Raw genomic sequence first — 17,725 nt, 5'->3', positions numbered from 1 at the left:
AAAGTGGCATTGGCCACTTTTTTATTTTTTAGATGTATCCTCAACTTTGGATTTATTTATTGTAGAAGAATCCATATATTCATCTGACATTTCCATAGCATATTTATCATGATGAATATGATTGTGATTTCTTAATTCATCGTCGTTACGCAGTACTAACCTCTTCATATAAATGTGGAAGAAAACCTCTATTCCGCCAATAATTAAAGCGGCTAAGAATGAAGAAAGTCCAATATTACGAGTAGCATCTAAATTAGTAAACAAGTATGTTAAAAGCCAAATTCCGAAGAAGCTTAAGCCGAAATCTGCCATTGTAGCAATCGTATTTCCGTATTTAGGTAAAATGAAGAGATCGCCGATTAAATAGGCAGCTCCTGTTAAGAAAAGAGAAATGAGTAATACTCTAGGAATGGAAATGCCTTGAAAGATACTGAGTACGATAAGTAATACTGCAGTTATCGCTGTGTATTTAATTAATAAAGCAACAATATGTTTCATCATTTTCCTCCATTGTTTAAACGTATATGGAATAAAATATTTCATTAGAAACGGGTTATGCTTTTATATAGCGTAACCCGTTTCATTTTCTGATGGAGGCCTATTTATAATATCCCATGGCACGTATATTGTATTTCGTTCTCCTATACACTATTATGTTGGGCTTAAAGGGCATAAATTATACCTTTGAATTCACGGTCGTAATTACCAATTAATTAGCTATATATTTTAGCATGTAATTTAACATATTAAAGAAAGAAGGAGGTGAATGAACATGTCAAACAATAACAGTGGAAGCAGCAATCAATTATTAGTACGTGGCGCTGAACAAGCTCTTGATCAAATGAAATATGAAATTGCTCAAGAATTTGGCGTACAACTTGGTGCAGATGCAACAGCACGTGCAAACGGATCTGTTGGTGGTGAAATTACGAAACGTCTTGTATCATTAGCTGAGCAACAACTTGGCGGTGGCGTTACTCGTTAATTTTATATATGAAATGGATATAAAGGAGAGGCATGCCGTCTCTCCTTTCTCATACATTTTTATTTGTTTAACTTTTAGACTCTCGAGGTTTTAAATACATAATGAATTTTTTGTGAAATAAAAGGATAAAAGATAAGAGGTTATATTTGATGCGAAAGGGGCAGAAAAAATGAAATATGAAGCGTTATTTACAGTTGAGATTTCTGTAGGAAGTGAGAGAGTAGCAAACCATAAAATAAAGGCACATGATGTCGTTGATGTTGTTGAAAAGCTTGCTGAAAAGTACTTAAGTAATCATGAGGGACATTCTCAAAATGAATAAAGGAGAATCGTAATATGACCTGTCATGATGTTAAGAACAAAACGAAAGAAAAAAAAGATTTAAAATGGTGGCAACTCTCACTTATTGGAATTGGTTGTACGATAGGAACGGGCTTTTTTTTAGGATCCAGTATAGGGATTAAAATAGGTGGATCTTCAATTATTCTTATTTTGATTTTAACTGGATTCACTACATATATTGTATTTGAAGCATTGGCAAAAATGGCTGTGGAAGATCCGCAAAAAGGATCGTTTCGCATTTATTCAAGAAAAGCTTTTGGAAATTGGGCGGGTTTTAGTCACGGATGGACATATTGGTGTTCGGAGTTGCTTATTATGGGCAGCCAGTTAAGTGCGTTAGGAATCTTTTCACGTTACTGGTTCCCTAAAATACCACTATGGATATTTGCTGCTGTATATGGAGTAGCGGCTATATTAATTATTTTTATAGGGGTAAAGATATTCGAACGTTTAGAAAAATGGATGGCTATTATAAAAATCGTTGCTATTGTGGGGTTTATTGTAATTGCCATTTTAGTTATTTTAGGATTTATAAAGGGTGGTTTATATAAGGCACAAATCCCGCGTAATTTTAAAGACTGGTTCCCAAATGGATTAAAAGGCACTTGGTCCTCTCTAATTTATGCATTTTATGCATTTGGAGGAATCGAAATTATGGGGTTAATGACAATAAGACTGAAAGACCCTAAAGATGCACAAAAGTCAGGAAGAGTAATGTTAATGATTTTAACGATTATTTACGTAGTCTCTTTAGGGTTGGCAATTATGATGGTTCCGTTAAATCAGTTTAATACGAAAGAAAGTCCTTTTGTAATAGCGTTACAAGACTATAATTTACCGTATGTGCCATTTATTTTAAATGTAGTATTAATTTTAGCGGGCTTTTCAACGTTAGTTGGTTCATTATTTGCAGTGACAAGTGTATTAATGAACTTAGCTGAAGAGGGTGATGCACCTGCGATGTTTGCGAAAAAAAACAAGAAGAATATCTCTTTTCCAGCTTTAATTCTTATCATAATGGGGCTTGGTGCTTCTATCCTTAGCGCTTTATTACTACCAAAAAATATATATGAATATGTAACAACTGCAGCTGGATTAATGTTGTTGTATACATGGAGTTTAATTCTTCTTTCCTTTTGGAGACTAATGAATCCAAAAGGGTGGATGCAGATAAAAAGTATTATTGGTCTTATTATGATTGCACTAGCTGTTAGTGGAACACTATTACAAAAAACAACGCGTTTTGGTTTCTTAGTGAGCTTGTTGTTTTTAGGAATAGTTATTATTGTTACTATAATTGTTCATTTTGTCTCACGAAAAAGGAATCCAGCTATATGAAGTATCTTTCTTTTCACACCATGAATAGTATGTCAGAACTAAATAATAGAAGTTATTGAAAAATGATTTGGTAAGTTTGAAAACCAAAATATAATCCATAAATAATAAGTGATATTCCAGATACTACTGTTATAAGAGACAATATACGTGTATTCAAAATTTTACGAAATATACTAGATGTACTTGCCATCGTAATATCCCAAATAAAAATGCCTAAAATAATCCCGAAACTATATAACAAAAGCTGCTCTTTATTATAGGAAGAAGCGGCTTTTGCTAATATAGAGCCGAAAATTCCAAGCCAAAATAGAATTGTTAATGGATTAGATAAGGACATAAAAAAACCAGAAAAAAAGCTTTTAATAACTGAATCATCATTTCTCGTATTACTAATGCTAATTTGATTTGCATTTTTTAAACTTTCGATACCTGTATAGATTAAAACAAAAGCGCCGAAAGACCATAAGAAAAGTTTTATAATATCTTTTTCGAGGAAATGAATGACACCTAAATAAATAAGTGCCATGTAGATGACATCTGCAAGTAAGGCTCCTATGCCAAGAATCCAAGCGTGAAAAAACCCACTCCTAATACCTTTTTCTAACTGTGCAGCATTAATAGGCCCCATTGGAGCAGATAATGATAAACCTAAGAAAACATAGCTTAAAAATATGCCCACGTATGATATGCTCCTCCCACTAAATTTGATCTATATTAAATCTATTCAGTGGTTAAAGTTTGTACAACTAAATAATAAAAAGTGGAGTGGGTTACTTATTTTTATGCAAGTATTTTATTATTCGAGAAAAGGGACACTTGGATGGAATTGTTTCATCATCACGTAAAAAATATTGTTGCCATTCATAATTATCTTTTTCACCATAATCTTTAAGAGAAGGGTGAATAGGAGCTTTGTCATAAGCGGCTAGACGTTGACGTATTAAGTTTTTTAGTTTTCTACTGCGTTTCTCAGAATTCATAATTCCCTGTAAAACCCACCTAGGAGTTAAAGCAAGCATCATACATGAAAAATGTCTACTTTGTCTATTGACATGGGCAGGTGTAGCGCAGTAAACAAAATATGATTCATTATGAAAGCAAAATTCCCAAGTGTTTTCCATAGGATCATTTGGAATGTGCATAGGCCATTCCATTTCGTCCAAACGGCTAGTTGTATTAAGTAGAGACCAATAAATATGTTCAAAATCTTCAACTGTAGTTTCTCGCAGTAAATCTATTGGTGTATGAATAAAAACAATAAGTGAAGCGTATTGCCCTGTGTCTCTAGAACATTCCGTATATTCTTTAAGTAATGTTGCAAAATCAGCGCTAGTATTCGTATCTCTAGGATCACCTATGAATCCGTACCGGAGGTGATTGGCTGTAAAGCCGTGTTGAGCTGGGATACAAGGGAACGGCTTATTTTTATCTGTCATTTTTAATTTAAAAGAACGGAAAGCTTCTTGTTGCCAATGTGGAAGGTTAGTAATATTTTTTTGTAAAGAGTCTTTATCATAAAGCATAGTCATCTTTTTATCTCTCCTAAGTCATAATATATAACCTATTAATTATTTAAAAATAGGTGACTAACACGGCTAGAATAATTATTTTTTAATCTATAAAAATAAAATGATTTAATGAAGAATCCCCTTCAATGTAGTTACTTTAATAGTTGATCTTTAATAACGTATAAATTTAAGTAGCTATAAAATTTGAAAAATATATAAGGAATATGTAGGTACAATGTTCACATTTATATTTTCTAACTAATATGGTTTATAACGAAACAAGAAGGGATGTATTATGATGGGGATTTTTAAGGAAGAAAAAATTAAATTTATAGATTGTAAAGGCGAGGAAGTCATTTTGAAAATCAAAATTAAGGATATAAAAAAGTAGGGAAGAGGAATTAAGGATACTTTATTGTGATTAACATAGAAGGATGAAAAGTAACCATGAATTAGATTGAAATGAATTCAGTAGTATAGGCCCTTTTTGAATTTTTTTGCATATTGTAGCATGAATGAATATTAAGGGGGAACGTCTATGTCTTATCCTAATCAACTAGCTTGGCATGAAACATTGGAGTTACATGAATTAGTAGCATTTCAAGCAAACGGTTTAATCAAATTAAAAAAATCAGTTAGGAATGTACCTGATCAAGCACTTCAATCGTTATATATTAAAGCTATAAATGCCATCCAAAACAATTTACAAGAGTTAGTACAGTTTTATCCATATGCTCCTGGATTTCAATCGCAACATCGTGATGACACTGGATTTTACGCTGGAGATTTGCTTGGGTTAGCAAAGACATCTGTTCGAAATTATGCAATAGCGATTACTGAAACTGCAACGCCTCGTCTTAGAGAAGTTTTAATCCGTCAAATAAATGGTGCTATACAATTACATGCACAGGTTTTTAACTTTATGTATGAGCGTGGTTACTATCCAGCTTATGATTTAAAGCAACTATTAAAAAATGATGTTCAAAATGTGCAAAAGGCAATACAAATGCAATATTAAAATGAAGATTTGGAAATTATCATGAGAGAAAAACTATAGTTTATTTATAGAGGATCAAATAATTAAGACTATATGATAATTTCCATTGTTAATAAATTAATTAAATGCTAAAAATATAGATTCATTCTAAAATATTAAAGAAATTATACTAGCGCTATTTTAGAATGGTGAATTCCTTAAAGCTTTTTTAGTGAGTTTTAATAAAATATTAAATACGCTTGAGAATAAGTATTTATATGATACATCTAATTGAATGTTATTTTCCTTCGGCACTAAGTATGTTTAGCACGTTTTTCTTTTGGGAAAAATAAGAATATACATTAGTGGAAAGGATAGGATTTAATGTTTACCAAAACCGATAATACAAGCTATTTAACCTCTTCTGTTTATTTGACCCGTAATCTATGGTCAGGTATCTTGTTTGGGCTAGGGTTAGTAGCTTTTATAGATGAAACTATTTTTCATCAACTGCTACATTGGCACCATTTCTATGATAAATCTACAACAGATATTGGACTCATTTCAGATGGTCTTTTTCATGCTTTTAGTTGGTTTGCAACGATTGGTTCCTTGTTTATGGTTGCTGATCTCCGCCGTAGAAATGCATTTTGGTTGAAAAGATGGTGGAGCGGATTAATGCTTGGTAGTGGTGGATTTCAATTATATGACGGTATAATTCAACACAAACTAATGAAAATACATCAGATTCGATACGTAGATAATGTTCTTATCTACGACGTAATATGGAATATAATTGCGACTGTAATGCTCTTAATTGGCATTCTGCTAGTTTTTCAGACAAGAACTGATGAAAGATTATTGAGAGGTAAAAGCTTAAATGAACAATAACCATCTTCATCATGAAATATGGAATGCACTGGATATTTTACTATTCGTATTCATTTTAATTATGTTAATAATTTATATAGTAGCCACGATTTTATCAAATAGCCATTACAAACGATGGCCGTTATATCGAAGTGTCTTCTGGATTTTAGGACTTATTTGTGTGGCAATAGCAGTTGTTGGGCCCTTAGCTCATCGTGCTCATAATGATTTCACAGTGCATATGCTTGTGCATTTACTCCTTGGGATGCTTGCTCCAATTTTTATAGCATTAGCCGCTCCAATGACTCTTTTTTTACGAACGCTCAATGTGAAAGCAGCACGACGTCTTTCAAGGATACTAAAGAGTAGGCCTCTACAACTTCTTACTCATCCAATTATCGCAACCTTACTTAATTTAGGAGGACTATGGATTCTCTATACGACTAGCTTATACTCGATGATGCACGAAAGTATACTTCTTCATTTGTTCATACATTTCCACGTTTTTATTGCAGGATATCTGTTTACCACATCAATGATTTATGTTGATTTAATATCCCATAGGTATAGCTATACGTACCGATCAATTATTTTAATAATTGCATCAGCTGGTCATGGGATATTATCAAAATACATATATGCTCATCCGCCTGCTGGTGTAGTTACTAAACAAGCAGAAATTGGGGGCGTGCTGATGTATTATGGCGGAGATTTCGTTGATATTGTTCTTATTTTTATACTTTGTTTGCAATGGTCTAGGGGTAGCAGAAAGAGAACAAAAGTTAATAATGTAGTAAGGGCATGGGATGTATCGGATTTTTTGAAACTAAAAACTTTGAAATGAAATGTAGTTAAACTGTATTATGGATTAAGTATGGTATGAACAAAATTTAAAAAAGTATGTTAAAAGTAAAAAGAGCAGTTATTTATTATGACTGCTCTTTTTTATGGTAAGAAGTACAACCTGGGTAAGAAGCAGGCTACACTACAGGTAGTGTTTGCGGAATATCGAGTTTTATTCAACAAGGATAGTTCCATTCTTAAAATAGAGAGGTCGCCTAAGGTTATTGTTTTCACATATTTTAACATTCTTTGACATTTTGATTTTGTGAGACATTTTAGTTTTTTGTTTAATTTATGTTTTTATCTACATATTTTCCATAATCAGGTGTAGCAATTTTATCAAATTCTTGAACCAGTGTATTGAGGCTTGTTGATAGCAATTCACCTGACATTGGTATCCCATGTCCAGTAATAGCGACTAGAGGCTTTAATTCTTCTAATTTAATGACTGATTCTTTAGCTGCTTTCCAGTCTGTTGTTAAATAACGAGGGGGTCCGCTTATTTCCTGTTCTTGAATTATTACTTTATACAGATACTCCTGTTTCACTGTAACAAAAGCGTCCCCAGCAATTAAAGTTCGGTCTTTCTCTCTGAATAATGAAATATGCCCAGGAGTATGCCCTGATGTATGAATCCATCTAAACTCTGGCATATGGGGAACAGTTCCATCGGTAGGTAGTGCTTTTACGCTATTTCCTAAATCAATCGGTTCATTAGGGAACAGGGGAGACATTTTCGCTACCATACCACCTTCAACTGTTGGATCTAGTTCAGGATAGCTTTGTTGTCCAGTCAAAAACAGTATCTCCATTTGATGGGCATAGACTGGAACATCCCAATATTTAATGAGTTCAATTATTCCTCCAACATGATCAAAATGGCCGTGAGTTAAAATAATTGCTTTTGGGCGACTATTGGTACCAAATCGATTCTCAGCGATAGAGATAATTTCATTTGCACATTTAGGCATTCCAGCGTCAACTAAAACAAAATCATCGGTATGCGGATTCCCAACAAAACATATGTTGACGATTTGAATCGTGTAGCAAAACAAATCAGGCAATACTTCGATGCCATGACCACTTTCAATTGAAGTTGCTGGAATAAACTTATAATCACTTCCATAATTCATCTCATTGTCCACTTTTTATCCCCCTTACTATATGTTAATACGACATTATAGTTCCCTAATTTCTCAAATCCATTTTGGAGGATTTGAGAAAAGAATGAGTGGGGGATTAAAAAAACAATAATTTACTCCTAGAATTAAGGTGGAGACATATCAATTTATATAAAGTGCAAACAAAAAATATTGATTGTAAAGTCGTAGTTTCTACTATTATTTTGAGTTTAAGTGTATATCTTTTAAGAGGATATACCAAGTTCTTTTATTTTGATAATTACTTGAAACTTGAATAGGGAAAACATGATCAAGCCCCCATTCTAATTCGTTTATTTCATTTTCAAGTCCTGTTGGATAGAGTAAAAGAATCTTAAAATTATTTTTAACAATATTCGATAAAACGGTTTGTAATTCTAGTGCTTCAGTCAAGTTTCCGCCCCATCTAACAAATAAAATGGATTGTGAATGATGAATTTTTTCGTAAAAGTTATCAATTCTTCGATCTAATTTTTGTTTAAAATCATGGTATGTGATGAACCAATCTTCATTTGGAATAACAGGGAAATCATGATAAGATGTTACGTTATATTTTGTGTCTTTTATAATATGAGAAAAAACAGGTTGTATCACACCATCATTAAACACAATATTTTGTTCCTGCATTGCGTGCATGTTTTTTAAATCCATAAAGTCTATAAAATTATTTTTCAATAATGTGTTGATAGAAGAAAGATTCGGTGATTCAAACCAATCTAGAGGACCTGAATATTTCCGCAGCCTATATTTTTTCAGATGGATAGCGGTATAACAATTTTCCCCTAAACTAATAACATCATCATAAATTCCTTGAAGTTTTTTCATTTCCAATACAATCATCCTTTTTTTGGGAAAATAGGAGAACTAATTCATTATAAATAATATATGTATGTATAAAACCTCCTGTGAAAAGGCTCACAGGAGGTTAAACTAAAGCGTATTTCGAGTTATATACTATTTGTCGAGGTAAGAATTGTGTGTGATAATTAATGGCGTGTTATAAAAAAGGAGAAAAACAGAAGTACATTGAAGTTAGTTGTGAATAAATTATAATTTAAAATTGAGCGGAAATAAGGAGCCCCAGTTACTTCATTATGCAACTGGGGCATTTTTTAATCTCTTCCTAACTTAATTATATCATGTAAATCAAGTTCGAAATAGACTGTTTCTTCTCATTTACTACTGTTACAATCAAGAACACATGAATAGTAAGGAGAGGTGCCAAATGAGTTCTTTCGTTCTCGGTTTTCAGGAAATAGAAAAAACACAGCTTTTTCTCGTTGGTGGAAAAGGATTGAATTTAGGGGAGTTATCCAATATTCAAGGGATACAAGTGCCAGAAGCTTTTTGTGTTACAACGGTAGGGTATGAACAGGCCATCGGAAAAAATGAAGCATTTCAAACTTTGTTGAATCAATTAAAAATGCTAAAAATTGAGGAACGAGATCAAATTGGTGAAATTAGTAAGAAGATTAGAGCAGTCATTATGGCGGTGGAAATTCCAGTTGATGTAGTGGAATCAGTAGCTCATTATCTCTCGCACTTTGGCGATGAACATGGGTATGCAGTGCGTTCGAGTGCTACTGCTGAAGATTTACCGTATGCCTCGTTTGCTGGTCAACAAGATACGTATTTAAATATTATTGGAAAAGAAAACATTTTGCAGCATATTAAAAAATGCTGGGCTTCTTTATTTACAGATCGAGCGGTTATATACCGAATGCAAAACGGTTTTGATCATAATCAAGTTTCTATATGTGTTGTCATTCAAAAAATGGTTTTCCCTGTGGCTTCAGGGATTTTATTTACTGCGGATCCGATTACTTCGAATAGGAAGGTGTTGTCAATCGATGCCAGCTTTGGAATTGGCGAAGCGCTAGTATCTGGATTGGTTTCTGCAGATAATTATAAGGTAAAAGAAGACGAAATCGTCGAAAAGGTCATCGCAACGAAAAAATTAGCCATCTATGGACGAAAAGAAGGCGGAACAGAGAGAAAGAAAATTACTCCTAATAAGCAAAAAGTTCAAACACTTACTGAACAACAGATTTTACAACTAGCACGCATCGGAAGACAAATCGAAGCTTATTTTGGTTGTCCGCAAGATATTGAATGGTGCTTAGTTGATGATACATTTTATATAGTCCAAAGCAGGCCAATTACGACTTTATATCCAATTCCAGAAGTAAATGATGGGGGAAATCACGTTTATATATCAGTTGGTCACCAACAAATGATGACCGATGCGATGAAACCATTAGGTTTATCCTTTTTCTTGTTAACGACTAATGCTCCTATGTGCAAAGCGGGAGGAAGGCTGTTTGTTGATGCTACGCAACAATTAGCTTTACCTGCTAGCAGAGATTATTTAGTAAACACTTTAGGGAAATCGGATCCACTCGTAAGAGATGCATTAACGACTATAATCGAACGAGATTATTTTATTAAATTATTACCGGATGAAGAAAAAGAAAAGAGTGCTAGTAAAAGTAAGCCACCAGTAAGTTCGCAACCAGAAATCGAAATTGATCCAGCAATCGTTACAGATTTAATAAAAAATAGTGAAGCATCAATCGAAGAGTTAAAGCGAAACATGCAAACGAAATCAAGGGTGGATGTACTTGATTTTATTTTGGAAGACATTCAGCAATTAAAGAAAGTATTATTTAACCCGCAAAGTATAGCGGTCATTATGGCAGGTATGAATGCTTCGGCTTGGATCAATGAAAAAATGGAGCAATGGCTAGGCGAAAAGAATGTAGCAGACGCGCTTTCTCAATCGGTACAAAATAATATTACGTCAGAAATGGGGCTAGCATTAATGGATGTTGCTGATGTGATTCGGCCGTATCCAGAAGTTATTGCGTATTTACAACATGTAGAAGAGGATAACTTTTTAGATGAACTTGTTCAGTATAACGGCGGAGAAAAAACTCGAGATACAATCATTGCTTTCCTAAATAAATATGGAATGAGATGTAGCGGAGAAATCGACATTACGAAAACGCGCTGGAGTGAGAAGCCAACAACCATTATCCCAATGATATTAAATAATATAAGAGACTTTGAATATGGTGCGAGTAAGCGGAAGTTTGAAGAAGGACTGCAAGAAGCTTTGAAAAAAGAAGAAGAATTATTAGACCGATTGCAGCACGTGCCGGATAGTAAACAAAAAGTAGAAGAAACGAAGCGAATGATTCGTAATATCCGTAATTTTATTGGCTATCGTGAATATCCAAAATACGGTATGATTAATCGTTATTTCATATATAAGCAGGCGTTATTGAAAGAAGCTGAGCAACTTGTGCAGAGCGGTGTCATTCATGAAGTTGATGATATTTACTATTTAACTTTTGAAGAGCTTCACGAAGTTGTTCGCACGAAGAAACTAGATTACGAAATTATTCATAAACAAAAAAATGATTATAAATTATATGAAAAACTAACGCCTCCGCGTGTAATGACGTCTGATGGAGAAATCATTACAGGTAAATATAAACGTGAAAACCTTCCAGCTGACGCGATTGTAGGCCTGCCTGTTTCTTCAGGAGTGATTGAGGGAAGAGCTCGCGTTATTTTAAACATGGAAGAAGCGAATTTAGAAGAAGGAGATATATTAGTTACTGCGTTTACTGATCCTGGCTGGACACCATTATTTGTATCTATAAAAGGATTAGTCACTGAAGTCGGCGGGCTGATGACCCATGGAGCGGTTATCGCACGTGAATATGGATTACCAGCAGTTGTCGGGGTAGAGAATGCTACGAAATTAATAAAAGATGGGCAACGAATACGGGTACATGGAACAGAAGGGTATATTGAAGTGTTGTAATGAAATAAAAGATCATCCGCTATAAATAGTGGATGATCTTTTATTTTGCAACAACTCATTTCTTTAAACCAGCCGCATAAAAAGGACCATGAACTGCGATTGTTGATAAAAAGCGAGCAATCTCCTCAGGTGTTTCTTTTTGTCCATTATTTAACCATTGTTGGATGACACCTATATGCGCAGATGCCATATAAGAAGTTAAGTATTATTGCGACACTTGTAATTGGGTTTGGTCTTACATGGATTGCGGATGGGATGGTAGGGTTAAATATCTCGAACTTCACGGATACAGCTCTATTCTTATCCATTACTTCTTTTAGTTTCTTCTTAATGATATCTGCGGTACTTTCATTAGTTGGGCTAAAAGGGATCGGTTTATTCGCTTTATTACTATTCTTCGGGGCGCCGTTATTATCGTTAGCAACTGAGATGTTGTCTCCGTTTTATCAAGACTGGGTTTACTCATGGTTACCAATGAAATTTATGATTGAAGGCCTAAGAGAAATCTTCTTCTTCGGAAAAGGGTTAAGTTGGAATACTCCTGTTACTGTACTCGTTTGGATTGGTATAGTAAGTATGGTTACTATATTAGCAACTGCACTCAAACGTAGTGTAGTAAAAGGGCATGAAACAGAATTGAATGCTTAAAAACAAGCTGTTTCACTAATTAGTGAAACGGCTTGTTTTTGATTTTTTCTCAATGTAAATGCCTGATTGTTGAAAAGTGTATTGTTTAGAATTAAGTCGGAATCTCTAAAAATCGCGTACGTTCCAAACAATCTCACCACGTTCATCATCCCACGTACTGTGATGACGCTTAAATCCTATCTTTTCTAGTACCCGGAGGGAAGCGATATTCCAAGCACCTACAGTCGACCAAAGTCTTTGGCGCCCAGTAGCAATCGCTGCGTCCAGTACAATAGATGCCGCCTCAGTCGCATAACCTTTACCATGAACGCTACGGAACAACTCGTATGCAACCTCCGGCTCTTCAATTGTGGAACGTCCAATAATTAAGCCACAGTATCCGATGAAATCACCTTCATTGCGCCTTCGAATAGTGAGAAGAGAAATGCCATTTTCGTCTGCCTTCTTGCGCATCTCAATGAGCCGGTTACGAACGGAATCAACGGCTGGAATGTCCACGCCACGTTCGCCAATTAATTTGCTCAGCCAAACGGAATCGGATTCCTCCCACATACTAAGCTCAAGTCTTTCGGTTTTCAGCTGGAAGGCCATAGTTTTAAATAAAGATGGCATAGTGGTACCTCCTAGTTATATGACTGGATTCATAATAGCTTCGCATCTCAACACCACATCTGGTTGGAAACCTGATTCATTCGCGAATTTATAGCAACAGCGTACAAAAAAATAGTGATATTTTATCCGCTATTTGTCGTGTAGTAAAATCCCCACTGAATATAGTTTCACTTTATGAATAAGCAATTCCTTTGCAAAATAGACCCTTTTCTCAAACTTTTCTTTCAATCTAAAGCCGTCCCGTTATATACATAGGCTCCTACTATTTCTAAATGCATAAAATGTTAAGCGAAAGTATGAAGGGATACGATGTATAATTCGAATTATTATGATTGGTATAGACAAAATGATAAGTTGATTAGTGATATTGAAAAAGCTATAAATGGAGAGTATAGCGCTATAAGCTGCTATGCAAAATTAGCGAATATGGCTCCAAATCAAGTAGAACAAAAATAAATTTTTGAAATTCGTAATGATGAAATAAAGCATTTCCACAACTTTGTACAAATTTATACGAACTTAACTGGCAGGCAGCCGAAAGCACAAATTACTGAAAACTGTTCGAATACGTATTTACAAGGATTAGAGTTTGCTATACAAGATGAACAAAATCATGCAGTATGGTTTTTATATTACTTCCTGAAGTCGAAGTGAGCATTAAGAATGAACGGCTAATGTGGTGCATATATTAGAAAACATTTTAAAACGTAGTGCAACAATTGAATGAAATATTTAAATGTAAGCAGAAGGAAACCGTTTCGCTAGTAGTGGAGCGGTTTTTTATGATGTACATATGTATCGACAAAATATAGTAATTACATTTGATATATAATGTATGAAATGAAAATGAATAAGTTAGGAGCAGACATATGAAAAGAGGGATTACAGTAGATATTCTAGATGGATATGATAATTTACTTTGGAAAGTATTAAAGCCAATTGATATTACTGTATTTGATTGGCAAGTCATGGGAAGGGAGGAAGCTTATATAATAATAGGGAATGAATTAGGTCCAGAATTATTTTCAGAAGATAACGAGATCATGGAAGGATCAGAATTAAAAAAGCTAATAAAAGATAACATATATTATCTTTTATTTTTAGATCTAAAAGCATGTCCAAAAGGAGAGGTACTAGGAGAAATTGCAACATTTGAAGAATTTAAGGAGAGTAAGTGTGAAGTAGTCGTATTAGTAGCGGATGGTGAGTATATACAAATTTATGCGAAAAACCAAGAAGAGATTGAAATGATGTATGAAAACGCAGTGAATCAAGGATTTTATGTAGAATATATTACAGATGAAAATGATGGAAGGACTCGTTTGTCAGTATGGTAGCAATTTGAAAGGGGAAAGGCAATATGGAGAGCAATATAAGTAAAGAATATGCAATTCGAATTGCTACTGAAAATGAAAGTGATAGTATTATCCTTTTATTAAAAGAGGTAGCACAATGGCTACAATATAAAGAAGTGGATCAGTGGCAGTATCTTTTAGGAGAGGAAGCTACGGCTGAAATAATAGAATGTATAAGAGAGAAATATACATATGTTGTTCTGAAAGAAGATGAAATAGTTGGTACGGTTACAGTTTCTCCTAAACAAAATGAATGGGATGAACATATTTTTGGTAAAGAGGAAGTTTCTAATTCATTATATATTCATAGATTTGCGGTGAAACGGAAGTATAAGGGGAACGGAATTGGCGAATGGATTTTACAGTGGATAGAAGAGAATGTACAACATGACAAAGAGTATTTGAAGTTAGATTGCGTGGGGCATAATCGTACGTTGAATGATTTTTATAAGAAAAATAGTTTTGAATATGTTGGGAGTACGGATGGGCTTAGTAAGTTTCAAAAGAAAAGGAGAATGTGAATGCATCCAATTAATGTAAGTTTAGTTAAAAAGTTAATACAGGAACAGTTTCCTGAATGGGCCCATTTAGAAGTGAAACCTGTAAAGTTTAGTGGGCATGATAATAGGACGTTTCACTTAGGGGATGAGATGAGTGTAAGATTGCCAAGTGATGTGGCATATGCACCGCAAGTAGAGAAAGAAAATAAGTGGTTACCACTATTAAGTAAGGGGCTTTCTTTACCGATTTCTACCCCACTTGCGAAAGGAAATCCGTCTGAAGCGTATCCATTGCCTTGGTCTATTAATAAGTGGATAGAGGGAGAAACAGTTACGAAACAAAACGTTCGGGATTTAAATGAATTTGCGGCGGACTTAGGATCTTTTTTAGTAGAATTGCAATCTATTAATGCGAGTAACGGACCTTTAGCTGGAACACATAATTTTTACCGAGGCGGACTTATATCTGTATATGATGAAGAGGCGAGAGTTGCTATTGAAAATAATAAGGATGTTTTTGACGAGGCATTATTAAAGCACCTTTGGAATGTAGCACTTAGTTCAACATGGGACCGTAAGCCAGTTTGGATTCATGGAGATGTAGCACCGGGGAATTTACTCGTTAAAGAGGGAAAACTTTGTGCTGTAATTGATTTTGGTATTTTAGGTGTAGGAGATCCTGCTTGTGATGCAGCGATGGCGTGGACGTTTTTTGATGAAAATAGTAGAAATGTATTTAAAGAAGTATTACGCATGGATGAAGAAAAGTGGAATAGAGCGAGAGGATGGGCTCTTTGGAAGGCGTTAATTACATATGATGCGAATAGGGATAGTAATGAAAAAGTAGCAGAAGAATCGTATCATATCATTCAAGTGATTGTGGATGATTATGAGAGGTAATAGAAAAGCCTATTTTAAAATAGGCTTTTTCATATGATTAAATAGTAGAAATGGAAAGAAGGAATATAACATAATTATACAGAATATTTAGATAATAGGAGGTGTCGAATTTTGAGTGAAATTGAATTAAAGAGTAATGTAATTAAGACAGGGCGAGAGAAGGGGATTATTCTTCGGTTTATACTTGCTAGTCTCGTTGGGGTGTTTATGTTTTTCGTTCCTGTTACGATAAACGGTGCATCGTCTATTATGATTGATCATATCGTATCGTGGATTAGGGCTTCAGTTCCAGGCGTAGTACCTTATTATGCATTGTTCGTTATGGCGATTGGTGCGATTTATCCATTTTATACGAAGAAATGGAATGCATCTATCGTAGACATTTGTTTTTCTATTTTAAAAGTAGTTGGCGTTGTTTTTGGCATATTATATTGTTTAAAAGTAGGACCAGCTTGGTTCTTTGCGCCAGATGTTGGACCGTTTTTATATGAGAAGCTAGTCATATCAGTAAGTTTGCTCGTTCCAATTGGCTCGGCGTTTTTAGCGTTATTAGTCGGATATGGATTGCTTGAATTTATCGGTACATTCTGTCGTCCGATTATGAGGCCATTATGGAATACGCCGGGGAGATCGGCAATCGATGCAGTTGCGTCCTTCGTTGGAAGTTATTCGCTTGCTCTCCTTATTACGAATCGCGTGTATAAAGAAGGAAAGTATACGACAAAAGAAGCGGCGATTATCGCTACAGGATTTTCTACAGTATCCGCTACATTTATGATCATCATCGCAAAAACATTAGATATTATGCATTTATGGAATGTTTATTTTTGGACTACACTTGTTGTAACATTCATCGTGACTGCTATCACCGTAAGAATCCCGCCCCTCAGTAGAAAACCAGATACATATGTAACAGAAGAAGGGTTCCCAGAGCCTGTTTATAAAGAGAAAATGTTAGAACGTGCTTGGGAAGATGCGTTAGAAGTATCAAAATCTGCACCGAGCATTATGAAAAACATTGCAGTGAATTTAAAAGATGGATTTATTATGACGATGGGAATTTTACCATCTATTATGTCAGTAGGATTAATTGGTATCGTCTTAGCGAAGTTCACGCCAATATTTGATTGGATTAGTTATATTTTCTATCCATTTACATGGCTATTACAATTACCGGAAGCAGAATTAGCTGCTAAAGCCGCATCAGTTGGTATTGCAGAAATGTTTTTACCGTCATTATTAGTAGTAAGTGCACCACTTGTGACAAAGTTTGTTATTGCAGTTGTTTCCGTATCATCTATACTGTTTTTCTCTGCTTCCATTCCTTGTATATTATCAACAGATATTCCGTTAAAAGTATCTGAACTTATTATTTTATATGTGCAGAGAACGATTTTAACGTTGCTTATCATTACGCCGATTGCTTATTTGTTGCTTTGAAGTTTTAATAAGATAAAGTTGTAAAAAAGAAGCCGTCTGGTATTATCCCCTATAGGTAGACAGTAAAAAAAGAGTCCATCTGATATGATGGACTCAATACTGTTTTATCTGGAGGGGATTTTTTTATGGCAAGAAAAGGACAATCATTTCAAAAATATACAGAAGAACTAAAGCGAGAAGCAGTTCGTCTTCGATTAGAAGAGAGAAAATCATTGCGAGAAATTCGTGAACAACTCGGTGTGAAGAGCGATGCCCAGATTATTGAGTGGGTAAAACGTGCGCAACAAGGGGAGTCCTTTGATGATCAACGTGGTGTCTGGAATCGAAAGAATTTTAATAGTCTAGAAGAAGAAAATGCTTATTTGAAGGCACAGGTTGAGTATTTAAAAAAGCGCAATCCAAATCTACACGGGAAG

18 protein-coding genes and 3 pseudogenes are annotated in these 17,725 nt (G+C 34.6%); 14 read left to right on the top strand and 7 right to left on the bottom strand.

Features of this window, described 5'->3' with window-relative positions:
• Positions 1-21: 21 nt before the first annotated feature.
• Positions 22-498: a YndM family protein gene (locus BAQ53_RS14805; RefSeq protein WP_000680682.1), complete on the bottom strand. Its 477-nt coding sequence runs from the start codon at positions 496-498 to the stop codon at positions 22-24.
• A 274-nt stretch (positions 499-772) separates the two neighbouring features.
• Here BAQ53_RS14805 and BAQ53_RS14800 point away from each other — a divergent pair, with 274 nt between their 5' ends.
• From BAQ53_RS14800 to BAQ53_RS14790, 3 genes are all read left to right on the top strand, one after another.
• Positions 773-985, top strand: a complete 213-nt coding sequence (locus BAQ53_RS14800; RefSeq protein ID WP_000069660.1) for an alpha/beta-type small acid-soluble spore protein — start codon at positions 773-775, stop codon at positions 983-985.
• A gap of 169 nt (positions 986-1,154) precedes the next feature.
• On the top strand, positions 1,155-1,307 hold the full coding sequence (locus tag BAQ53_RS14795) for a hypothetical protein (protein ID WP_000872954.1): 153 nt from the start codon (positions 1,155-1,157) through the stop codon (positions 1,305-1,307).
• Between the two features lie 14 nt (positions 1,308-1,321).
• Positions 1,322-2,665, top strand: a complete 1,344-nt coding sequence (locus tag BAQ53_RS14790; RefSeq protein ID WP_000128225.1) for an amino acid permease — start codon at positions 1,322-1,324, stop codon at positions 2,663-2,665.
• 52 nt (positions 2,666-2,717) lie between these two features.
• Here the strand turns inward: BAQ53_RS14790 and BAQ53_RS14785 are convergent, their stop codons facing one another.
• Together BAQ53_RS14785 and BAQ53_RS14780 are read right to left on the bottom strand one after the other, a co-directional pair.
• A complete protein-coding gene (locus BAQ53_RS14785) occupies positions 2,718-3,344 on the bottom strand; it encodes a LysE family transporter (protein ID WP_000510852.1) in 627 nt (208 codons plus the stop codon).
• 91 nt (positions 3,345-3,435) lie between these two features.
• The gene (locus BAQ53_RS14780) at positions 3,436-4,194 is read right to left on the bottom strand and encodes a YqcI/YcgG family protein (protein WP_000178273.1); all 759 of its coding nucleotides are present in this window, start codon (positions 4,192-4,194) and stop codon (positions 3,436-3,438) included.
• 517 nt (positions 4,195-4,711) lie between these two features.
• Between BAQ53_RS14780 and cotF the strand changes: the two genes are divergently transcribed.
• The 3 genes from cotF (at position 4,712) to BAQ53_RS14765 (ending at position 6,863) form a co-directional block, all read left to right on the top strand.
• Positions 4,712-5,191 carry a spore coat protein CotF gene (gene cotF, locus BAQ53_RS14775; RefSeq protein ID WP_000121386.1) on the top strand — a complete coding sequence of 160 codons (480 nt, stop codon included), beginning with the start codon at positions 4,712-4,714 and terminating at the stop codon, positions 5,189-5,191.
• A 342-nt stretch (positions 5,192-5,533) separates the two neighbouring features.
• Complete coding sequence (locus BAQ53_RS14770) at positions 5,534-6,040, top strand: DUF2243 domain-containing protein (RefSeq protein ID WP_000494506.1); 507 nt, start codon at positions 5,534-5,536, stop codon at positions 6,038-6,040.
• Positions 6,030-6,863: a cytochrome c oxidase assembly protein gene (locus BAQ53_RS14765; RefSeq protein ID WP_001063498.1), complete on the top strand. Its 834-nt coding sequence runs from the start codon at positions 6,030-6,032 to the stop codon at positions 6,861-6,863. The genes BAQ53_RS14770 and BAQ53_RS14765 overlap by 11 nt, the downstream gene beginning before the upstream one ends.
• A gap of 286 nt (positions 6,864-7,149) precedes the next feature.
• Here BAQ53_RS14765 and BAQ53_RS14760 read toward each other — a convergent pair whose 3' ends face one another.
• Together BAQ53_RS14760 and BAQ53_RS14755 are read right to left on the bottom strand one after the other, a co-directional pair.
• Positions 7,150-8,007 carry an MBL fold metallo-hydrolase gene (locus BAQ53_RS14760; RefSeq protein ID WP_208905650.1) on the bottom strand — a complete coding sequence of 286 codons (858 nt, stop codon included), beginning with the start codon at positions 8,005-8,007 and terminating at the stop codon, positions 7,150-7,152.
• A 195-nt stretch (positions 8,008-8,202) separates the two neighbouring features.
• The gene (locus BAQ53_RS14755; RefSeq protein WP_003301681.1) at positions 8,203-8,862 is read right to left on the bottom strand and encodes a DUF1796 family putative cysteine peptidase; all 660 of its coding nucleotides are present in this window, start codon (positions 8,860-8,862) and stop codon (positions 8,203-8,205) included.
• Between the two features lie 385 nt (positions 8,863-9,247).
• On the opposite strand from BAQ53_RS14755, the gene ppsA reads away from it, so the two are divergent.
• Positions 9,248-11,854, top strand: coding sequence for a phosphoenolpyruvate synthase (ppsA, locus tag BAQ53_RS14750; RefSeq protein ID WP_208905648.1), 2,607 nt, complete (start codon positions 9,248-9,250; stop codon positions 11,852-11,854).
• A 55-nt stretch (positions 11,855-11,909) separates the two neighbouring features.
• On the opposite strand, the pseudogene BAQ53_RS14745 reads toward ppsA, so the two are convergent.
• Positions 11,910-12,059 (bottom strand): annotated as a pseudogene (locus tag BAQ53_RS14745) (TetR-like C-terminal domain-containing protein); the annotation flags it as partial.
• Between the two features lie 2 nt (positions 12,060-12,061).
• Here BAQ53_RS14745 and BAQ53_RS14740 point away from each other — a divergent pair.
• Positions 12,062-12,502, top strand: a pseudogene (locus BAQ53_RS14740) (ABC-2 transporter permease); the annotation flags it as partial.
• Between the two features lie 105 nt (positions 12,503-12,607).
• Here BAQ53_RS14740 and BAQ53_RS14735 read toward each other — a convergent pair.
• Positions 12,608-13,114, bottom strand: coding sequence for a GNAT family N-acetyltransferase (locus BAQ53_RS14735; RefSeq protein ID WP_001139525.1), 507 nt, complete (start codon positions 13,112-13,114; stop codon positions 12,608-12,610).
• A 309-nt stretch (positions 13,115-13,423) separates the two neighbouring features.
• On the opposite strand from BAQ53_RS14735, the pseudogene BAQ53_RS14730 reads away from it, so the two are divergent.
• The 6 genes and pseudogenes from BAQ53_RS14730 to BAQ53_RS14705 form a co-directional block, all read left to right on the top strand.
• A pseudogene (locus BAQ53_RS14730) lies at positions 13,424-13,768 on the top strand (ferritin-like domain-containing protein).
• 215 nt (positions 13,769-13,983) lie between these two features.
• Positions 13,984-14,451 carry a DUF2691 family protein gene (locus BAQ53_RS14725; RefSeq protein ID WP_000820197.1) on the top strand — a complete coding sequence of 156 codons (468 nt, stop codon included), beginning with the start codon at positions 13,984-13,986 and terminating at the stop codon, positions 14,449-14,451.
• A 23-nt stretch (positions 14,452-14,474) separates the two neighbouring features.
• Entirely contained in the window at positions 14,475-14,990 is a 516-nt protein-coding gene (locus BAQ53_RS14720; RefSeq protein WP_000445467.1) for a GNAT family N-acetyltransferase, read from the top strand.
• Positions 14,991-15,869, top strand: a complete 879-nt coding sequence (locus tag BAQ53_RS14715) for an aminoglycoside phosphotransferase family protein (RefSeq protein WP_208905646.1) — start codon at positions 14,991-14,993, stop codon at positions 15,867-15,869.
• 111 nt (positions 15,870-15,980) lie between these two features.
• The gene (locus BAQ53_RS14710; protein ID WP_001289420.1) at positions 15,981-17,309 is read left to right on the top strand and encodes a YjiH family protein; all 1,329 of its coding nucleotides are present in this window, start codon (positions 15,981-15,983) and stop codon (positions 17,307-17,309) included.
• A 125-nt stretch (positions 17,310-17,434) separates the two neighbouring features.
• A partial coding sequence (locus BAQ53_RS14705; protein WP_481747207.1) for a transposase occupies positions 17,435-17,725 on the top strand: 291 nt, incomplete at its 3' end.

This window comes from Bacillus sp. B25(2016b), from assembly GCF_001679765.1.
GTDB lineage: Bacteria > Bacillota > Bacilli > Bacillales > Bacillaceae_G > Bacillus_A > Bacillus_A thuringiensis_K.
The sequence above is the reverse complement of the archived record's forward strand: the minus strand, read 5'-3'. Positions and strand labels throughout refer to the sequence as shown.